A 7,105-nucleotide genomic window follows, 5' to 3' on the forward strand; every position below is an offset into this window, starting at 1 on the left:
TTTTATGAACATATTGAATTTTAAGAAAAAAGTCAATTGTTTATTTTTAAACTTTTTAAAAGCTTACTCTGTATCTATATTACAAACTGAATAAACAACTAGAATATTCCTTATTTTCTGTTTTTTTTGTTGACGCTTACATATATTTTTAGTTATCATAACCTAATAACCGTCTATTTTACGACAATTCTAAAAAATACAAACAAACATACGTAACAAGGAGGAAATTTATGAAAAAAGAAATACCTTTTGGAATAGCGATTATCCCTATTATCATTACCGTTGCAGTTATGATGGTTACAATTGTTGTATTAAAACAAAGCCCTCACGTTCCACTTATTATCGGTACGACCGTTGCTTCTATCGTCGCTTGGCGTTACGGTTACAAATGGAATGATCTTGAAGAAGCAATGTATAAAGGGATTCGTCTTGCATTACCCGCTATCGTCATTATTATTCTTGTTGGCTTAACAATCGGTGCTTGGATTGGCGGTGGAATCGTCGCAACAATGATTTATTACGGTTTAAAACTTTTAACTCCATCACTATTTTTAGTATCCATTACCATTATCTGTTCTATCGTTGCATTAGCGATTGGTAGCTCTTGGTCTACAATGGGAACAATTGGTGTTGCCGGAATGGGCATTGGTCTAAGTATGGGTATTCCAGCTCCAATGGTTGCTGGTGCCATTATTTCAGGCTCTTATTTTGGCGATAAAATGTCACCGCTTTCAGACACAACAAACTTAGCCGCAGGATTAACAAATACAGATTTATTCGCACATATTCGTCATATGTTATTTACTACAATTCCAGGTTTAATTATTACTCTTATCGTCTATGCTTTCTTAGGAAGAAGCTTCGGTGATAACAATATTGATGCGCAAAGCATCGATCAAACATTACAAGTCTTACAACAAAACTTTGTTATTTCACCTTTCCTATTAATCATACCCGTAGCCGTTATGGTATTGGTCGCTAAAAAGGTTCCTGCCATACCAGCCATTCTCGTCGGTATTATTTTAGGATTCTTATCTCAAGTCTTTATTCAAGGTGGTTCTGTCTCAGCATCTGTCGGTGCACTCCAAGCTGGATTTGCTATAGACACTGGAAACAAGCTAGTAGACGAACTATTTAACCGCGGTGGCTTAGATTCGATGATGAATACAGTCTCTATGACAATTGTCGCTATGACTTTCGGAGGAGTATTAGAACATACAGGTATTCTTCGCTCAATTGTAAATCAAATTTTAAAGTTAGCAAAATCAGCAAAAGGGCTTATCGCTTCTACTATCGCATCTTGTTTTGCAACAAACCTTACTTGCTCTGAACAATATATTTCAATTGTTGTTCCTTCAAGAATGTACGCAAATGCATACACAGAAAAAGGACTACATTCAAAAAATTTATCCAGAGCATTAGAAGATGGCGGAACATTAACTTCTGTCTTCGTTCCTTGGAATACGTGCGGTGTATTTATTCTCGCTACACTTGGCGTAGGTGCATTTGAATATGCCCCTTATGCTATTTTGAATTTCATCGTACCTATTATCTCAATCATTTATGGTATAACAGGCTTCACAATTGTAAAACTATCAGACATTGAAAAAGCAGAACTACTAAAGAAACAAAAAGCGCAACTAGAAGCTTAAAAATAGCGGTAAATTCAGTTCATATAGTGCGCGAGGTCGCCCTTGTTGATAGGGCATTTCCTCGCCGCAAATATGAGCATACCCGTAATCAACTAATTTTTTTAACAATCTTTCTGTCGATCGCCGGGTCACTTGTAAGTACTCAGAAAGGTCAGCTGCTGTAAACTTCAATGACGGATGCGATTGACTAAATTGAATGATTTTTGACAAGTTAGCCGGACTAAGCTTCGTTTCCTTCGCTATTTTCATTAGTTCCGGATTATCATTTTTCAAACTTTGTACTCTCTGTTCTTTCGAGAACGGACCAAATAAATCTTTATCACTTGTTAGTATATAAAAACAACGATCTATTGGATTATTCTTTGCAAAACTTTGAGCAATTTTTGCATTTTGCTCCGCCTCTTTCACGGTTTTTCCATAACCAAATCCAATAGCTATCGTTCCTTCTACGCTCGCAAACAAGTTATGTATCGCATTTGTTTTAATAATCGATTCGATATCACCACGAGTTGTATACAAAATGCATGTCATTTCATCCACTTGTTTAAATGAACCACGTAGTTCTTTTGAAATGACATCTAGTTTTTCAAGCAAACTCGTTCGTAATTCTAAGGAAGAAATAATACAAGCACCAACAGTAGCTGAATAGCTTTTTGCTAACTCAGCTTTTATTTTTGCATCTTTTAGCCCATGTATAATGGACTGTGTTGGATCAATCATACGCTCTGAAGGAACACCTATTTTTTGAAGCTCATCGTAAACAGCGTGAATACTAGTTAAAGCTAAATGAGCCTCTCCAGATTGATATTTAGCTACATGAAAATCAATGACTCTATTTATTTCCTCTTTACTCCACAACATATTTTCATAATCCAACACTTGTGGCTTTTCTTTTATACCGATATCGCGGCATACATTTGTAATAAACGAACGGTCTACTAAATCGATTGAAATTTTATGCGGTTGAATACCTTGATGATACATGACAGAAAGAAGTGAAGATGCAACCGTTGTCTCATCTTGCTGTAAGTACGTACTTGGAATTCGTAATTGTTCTCTTATTTCTTTTGCCATATAATAAGGTAAGGCACCTGAGAAAAAGATAACATCACAAGGCTTTAAACGCTTTAATAGTTCAGAAGATTCTGCCGGGTGAAGGTAAACATATGGATCAATTTCTATTTCTTCTAATTTATGAGCAATAGGGAAAAGATTCTCCATAAACTCCTTTGAACCGACAACTGCAATTTTTATTATCATTTTCTCTAACTCCTTATTATTAATTAACGACTATTTAACGTCAACTATATCAAATGTATAAAACTATTGTAAACAGGAAGGGGTTTCTATTCAATGAAAATTACAGCTATTCACCTTTACGCAATTCGTTTACCACTTCGCAATCCGTTTGTTATTAGTTATGGTTCTTATTCTGATATGCCTTCTATTATCGTCAAAATGGAAACAGACGAAGACATTATCGGTTACGGTGAAGGCGTTGCTGATGATCACGTCACAGGTGAATCATGGGAAAGTACTTTCCATACTTTAAAACATACGCTAGCTCCTGTTCTAATCGGGAAAAATCCAATGAATATTGAAAGAATACACGACATAATGGACAATACCATTTACGGTGTGCCGACAGCAAAAGCTGCGATTGATATTGCTTGCTTTGATATAATGGGCACAAAACTAAAACAACCTGTATATCAATTAATTGGCGGGCGCTACCATGAAGAATTTCCTATCACTCACGTTTTAAGCATTGCTCCTCCAGAAGATATGGCGGAAGAAGCTGCTTCCATGATTCAGAAAGGTTATCAATCTTTCAAAATGAAAGTCGGTACGAATGTAAAAGAAGATGTAAAAAGAATTGAAGCTGTGCGTGAACGTGTAGGAAATGACATCGCCATTCGTGTTGATGTGAACCAAGGCTGGAAAAATAGCGCAAATACATTAACTGCACTTCGTTCATTAGGACATTTAAATATCGACTGGATTGAACAACCTGTTGTAGCGGATGATATTGACGCAATGGCTCATATTCGTTCGAAAACAGACCTTCCGCTTATGATTGATGAGGGATTAAAAAGTTCTCGTGAAATGCGCCAAATTATTAAATTAGACGCAGCTGATAAAGTAAATATAAAACTAATGAAATGCGGCGGCATATATCCCGCAGTAAAGCTCGCTCATCAAGCAGAAATGGCCGGCATTGAATGCCAAGTGGGATCAATGGTCGAATCATCCGTTGCCTCTTCCGCAGGATTCCACGTCGCTTTCTCAAAAAAAATCATTACAAGTGTTGAACTTACAGGTCCGTTAAAATTCACGAAAGATATCGGAAACCTACATTACGACGTACCATTCATTCGCTTAAAAGAAAAGCCGGGACTAGGCATTGAAATAAACGAAGATACATTACAAGAACTAACCGTCTTTCAAGACGTTGTACGCTAAAGGAGGACTAACGCATGACTGTTCTATATGAAGGAACATTAAAACAAAACGAACAACCATTTCACGTTACACTACTATCAAGAAAGCACATCGAACAAATTTTATCATTACAAAACATTATAGTTGAAGCGTTGGAAGATAAAAGTCGTTTACAACCACTCTCACAAGAAGAATTTCAATATATTCTAGAAGGAAACGGCATGATGATCGGTGCTTTTATTAAAAACAAACTCATCGCATTTCGCGCTCTACTCGTCCCTCCTATCGACGATGAACATTTAGGGCTTGATATTGGTTTGCCAGAAAGTGAACTACACCGCGTCATCTATCAAGAAATCTCAAACGTTCATCCGAACTGTCGAGGAAATGGGATGCAAAAAATATTAGCAAACGTCATCATGGACGAATTACAAAAAGAAGATAGCAAATATGATTATGTATGCTGCACTGTTGCTCCTTTTAACATTCCGAGCTTGAAGGATAAGTTTGCGCAAGGGATGGAGATTGCTGCGCTGAAGGAGAAGTATGGTGGTAGTCTGCGGTATGTTTTTGTGAAGAAATTGCGCGGAGATAAAGAAAGAGATTGGACAGATGTTCAAAGTATTCTAATGAGTGATGCTAATGGACAGCAGGCTTTGCTTTCGGAGGGGTATCGTGGGTATGAAATGGAGAAAATGGATGGGGATTTTGTTGTGATGTTTGGACGCTAATCTATATACTCGAAAAGAGGAGATGTCTGCTGTGACATCTCCTTTTACTTTCTCTTCATTGAACATATCGATTGCAACTCCAAATATATCAGCGATTTTCAAAATATATCGGCGCAACTCTAAATATATCAGCGATTTTCGAAATATATCGACTTACCGACAAAGATTGACAATAATTGCAACCTATACAAAGCGCAACATTAGACCGTCATTTTCCAACTAGATAAGGCTAACCAATTCTCCATTTCTTTATAATCAGGCATTATCTTCCCGACAAGACGCCAAAAAGAGCGATCATGATTTAAATGAACCATATGACACATTTCATGAACGACTACATAGTCAATTACTCGCTGTGGTGCCATTGCTAGCTTCCAATTGAATGTTAGTTGTAAATTCGAATCGCAAGTACCCCAAGTACGACTACTATCTGTAATACGAATAGAACGTGGTTTTGTCTTAAAGTTACTTTGATGCACTTTAATGCTCTTCTCTACTAAAGTTTTACACTGCTTATAATAAAATCGTTTTAAAGCTTGCTGTATTTTCTCATCCTTTAGCTCTTTTACATAAATATGTAACTTATCCCCTTCAAAAATCGCATTGTCTTGCTCAATGCTTGCATCTTGGGAAATCTGTATCGGATACGTATTCCCTAGATACAAAAAGCCTTCTCCTTGATCGTAATCCTTTTCCTGTGGTCCACGCGCTCGCTCCGCCATTTCCTTACGAGTTGTCTGAATCCAATTCCACTTTTCCTCTAGCAACTGGACTAAGTATTCAACAGGTGTCCCTTTCGGAGCCTGCACTTCCACATTTCCGTACGAATCCACAAAAAGACGCACGGACTTTTTCTTCTTATAAGTTATATGAAAATTAATTGTCTCACCTAAATATGTATGTACCATTTCATCACCTAGCATAGTATTTTTACAAATAAAAAAGAGTAGGATACGAACGTCCTACTCTACCTATTATATCATTTACTGCTTTAACGAACTCATTATCCTCTATACTTTACACCTAATCCCTTAATGAAATTCCTTGCGTATCTATCGCCGCACTCTTTGTAATTTTTATGACCTTTTTTTCTTAATAGAGCGCCTAACTCTCCTTTTGTTACCGTAACGCCTACGCTATCTAATATATCAAGTACATCCTCACTCGTTAAAGATAGTGCGATTTTCATTTTCTTTAGAAGAAGGTTATTGGCACTCTCCTTGCTCTGTACAGGTGCAGGCTGCCCTGGTTTCGGATCTTGCTTTCCTCTTTTTAAAGTAATAAATCCATTTAAAAATGCCTCTAACATCATCATATCGCATGTTTTTACGTACTCATCTTCAGCTACCTCATCATTTTCAGCTTCATGCTGAGGAGCTCTCTTTATTTTTGTAAGCATATCAACTACGTCTTCTTTCGTTACTTCCATCCCGCCAAGTTTAAAGATTTCCACCATATCTATATCTCTTATGTCTAAAGCGTATCGTACTCTTTTTAATATATCGTTGTTGCTCATTGCCATTGGGTTTCCTCCTGAAATGTTGATTATAGTAATGCTTTTAGCATGTGTAAATTAATGTCGTTAAGTTACTACTTTAACATTTTAGGGGGAGGTTTTGTAGTCTTGGGTGGATTAATGCTTTTGGGGATGATTTTAAAACAGCAACATATGTTGTTTAGGCACTTGGTATTATCCATTTATACCCAATTAAATTATTTAATTGGGTATAAAAATGCTGAACGAAATTTCGGACATGAGGACCCAATGCTAACAGAATATACATATGGAGAGTCAGGAGCTAATACCGAAAAGCTCCTAAAAGTACAGAAGGGAGATTCACTATTAATTAACACACTTGAAAATGGACTAACCTAATATCGGTTAGTCCATTTCTTTTTCTACAACTCTAATTTAGCAGGCAACTCAAACATGAATGCTACACAAAACTCATGTGAAATATATTGATTATGTTTACTTAGTCTTTACTTAAATAAGACTATTTTTCATTATTATCATAATTAAATTTAACAAAAAAGGTAGTGCCTTCCGATCCTGTTTGAATTTCTATTTTTGCATTATGACGGGCAGCAATGGCATAACATATACCTAGCCCCAATCCAGTTCCATTATCTTTGGTCGTGTAAAATGGAGTACCGAGTTTCTCTAATACTCCAGGTCTGATACCTTTTCCTTGATCACGCACTGCAAGCACCACACAATTTTGACCTTCCTTGTAGGTACTGATGGTTAGAACTTGCCCTGTGCTCATCGCTTCTAAG

8 protein-coding genes are annotated in these 7,105 nt (G+C 36.7%); 4 read left to right on the top strand and 4 right to left on the bottom strand.

What is annotated here, in order from left to right; translation table 11 throughout:
- Positions 1 to 230 precede the first annotated feature (230 nt).
- Positions 231 to 1,652 carry a Na+/H+ antiporter NhaC gene (gene nhaC / locus JDS92_RS23970; protein WP_097959752.1) on the top strand — a complete coding sequence of 474 codons (1,422 nt, stop codon included), beginning with the start codon at positions 231 to 233 and terminating at the stop codon, positions 1,650 to 1,652.
- On the opposite strand, the gene JDS92_RS23975 is transcribed toward nhaC, so the two are convergent.
- Positions 1,641 to 2,912, bottom strand: coding sequence for a transcriptional regulator (locus JDS92_RS23975; RefSeq protein WP_199632636.1), 1,272 nt, complete (start codon positions 2,910 to 2,912; stop codon positions 1,641 to 1,643). The two genes, nhaC and JDS92_RS23975, sit on opposite strands and share 12 nt — an antisense overlap.
- Before the next feature lie 93 nt (positions 2,913 to 3,005).
- On the opposite strand from JDS92_RS23975, the gene JDS92_RS23980 reads away from it, so the two are divergent.
- Together JDS92_RS23980 and JDS92_RS23985 are read left to right on the top strand one after the other, a co-directional pair.
- Positions 3,006 to 4,115: a mandelate racemase/muconate lactonizing enzyme family protein gene (locus tag JDS92_RS23980; protein ID WP_097959753.1), complete on the top strand. Its 1,110-nt coding sequence runs from the start codon at positions 3,006 to 3,008 to the stop codon at positions 4,113 to 4,115.
- A 14-nt stretch (positions 4,116 to 4,129) separates the two neighbouring features.
- Entirely contained in the window at positions 4,130 to 4,825 is a 696-nt protein-coding gene (locus JDS92_RS23985) for a hypothetical protein (protein WP_016107430.1), read from the top strand.
- Between the two features lie 200 nt (positions 4,826 to 5,025).
- On the opposite strand, the gene JDS92_RS23990 is transcribed toward JDS92_RS23985, so the two are convergent.
- Both JDS92_RS23990 and JDS92_RS23995 read right to left on the bottom strand, forming a co-directional pair.
- Positions 5,026 to 5,733, bottom strand: coding sequence for a M48 family metallopeptidase (locus tag JDS92_RS23990; RefSeq protein WP_087969149.1), 708 nt, complete (start codon positions 5,731 to 5,733; stop codon positions 5,026 to 5,028).
- Positions 5,734 to 5,828: 95 nt separating this feature from the next.
- On the bottom strand, positions 5,829 to 6,347 hold the full coding sequence (locus JDS92_RS23995; RefSeq protein ID WP_053565385.1) for a YehS family protein: 519 nt from the start codon (positions 6,345 to 6,347) through the stop codon (positions 5,829 to 5,831).
- A gap of 102 nt (positions 6,348 to 6,449) precedes the next feature.
- Between JDS92_RS23995 and JDS92_RS24000 the strand changes: the two genes are divergently transcribed.
- Positions 6,450 to 6,701 (top strand): hypothetical protein, encoded by a 252-nt coding sequence (locus JDS92_RS24000; protein WP_223268705.1) that lies wholly within the window; start codon positions 6,450 to 6,452, stop codon positions 6,699 to 6,701.
- A gap of 121 nt (positions 6,702 to 6,822) precedes the next feature.
- Here the strand turns inward: JDS92_RS24000 and JDS92_RS24005 are convergent.
- Positions 6,823 to 7,105, bottom strand: a 283-nt coding sequence (locus tag JDS92_RS24005; RefSeq protein WP_242476027.1) for an ATP-binding protein, incomplete at its 5' end; no start/stop codon positions are given.

Source organism: Bacillus cereus group sp. N12, from assembly GCF_016483575.1.
GTDB classification, from domain to species: domain Bacteria; phylum Bacillota; class Bacilli; order Bacillales; family Bacillaceae_G; genus Bacillus_A; species Bacillus_A toyonensis.

Bases quoted from the DNA above. Each gene is read 5' to 3' on its own strand.
- nhaC (WP_097959752.1), top strand. From the start codon at position 231: ATGAAAAAAGAAATACCTTTTGGAATAGCGATTATCCCTATTATCATT.
- JDS92_RS23975 (WP_199632636.1), bottom strand. From the start codon at position 2,912: ATGATAATAAAAATTGCAGTTGTCGGTTCAAAGGAGTTTATGGAGAAT.
- JDS92_RS23980 (WP_097959753.1), top strand. From the start codon at position 3,006: ATGAAAATTACAGCTATTCACCTTTACGCAATTCGTTTACCACTTCGC.
- JDS92_RS23985 (WP_016107430.1), top strand. From the start codon at position 4,130: ATGACTGTTCTATATGAAGGAACATTAAAACAAAACGAACAACCATTT.
- JDS92_RS23990 (WP_087969149.1), bottom strand. From the start codon at position 5,733: ATGGTACATACATATTTAGGTGAGACAATTAATTTTCATATAACTTAT.
- JDS92_RS23995 (WP_053565385.1), bottom strand. From the start codon at position 6,347: ATGGCAATGAGCAACAACGATATATTAAAAAGAGTACGATACGCTTTA.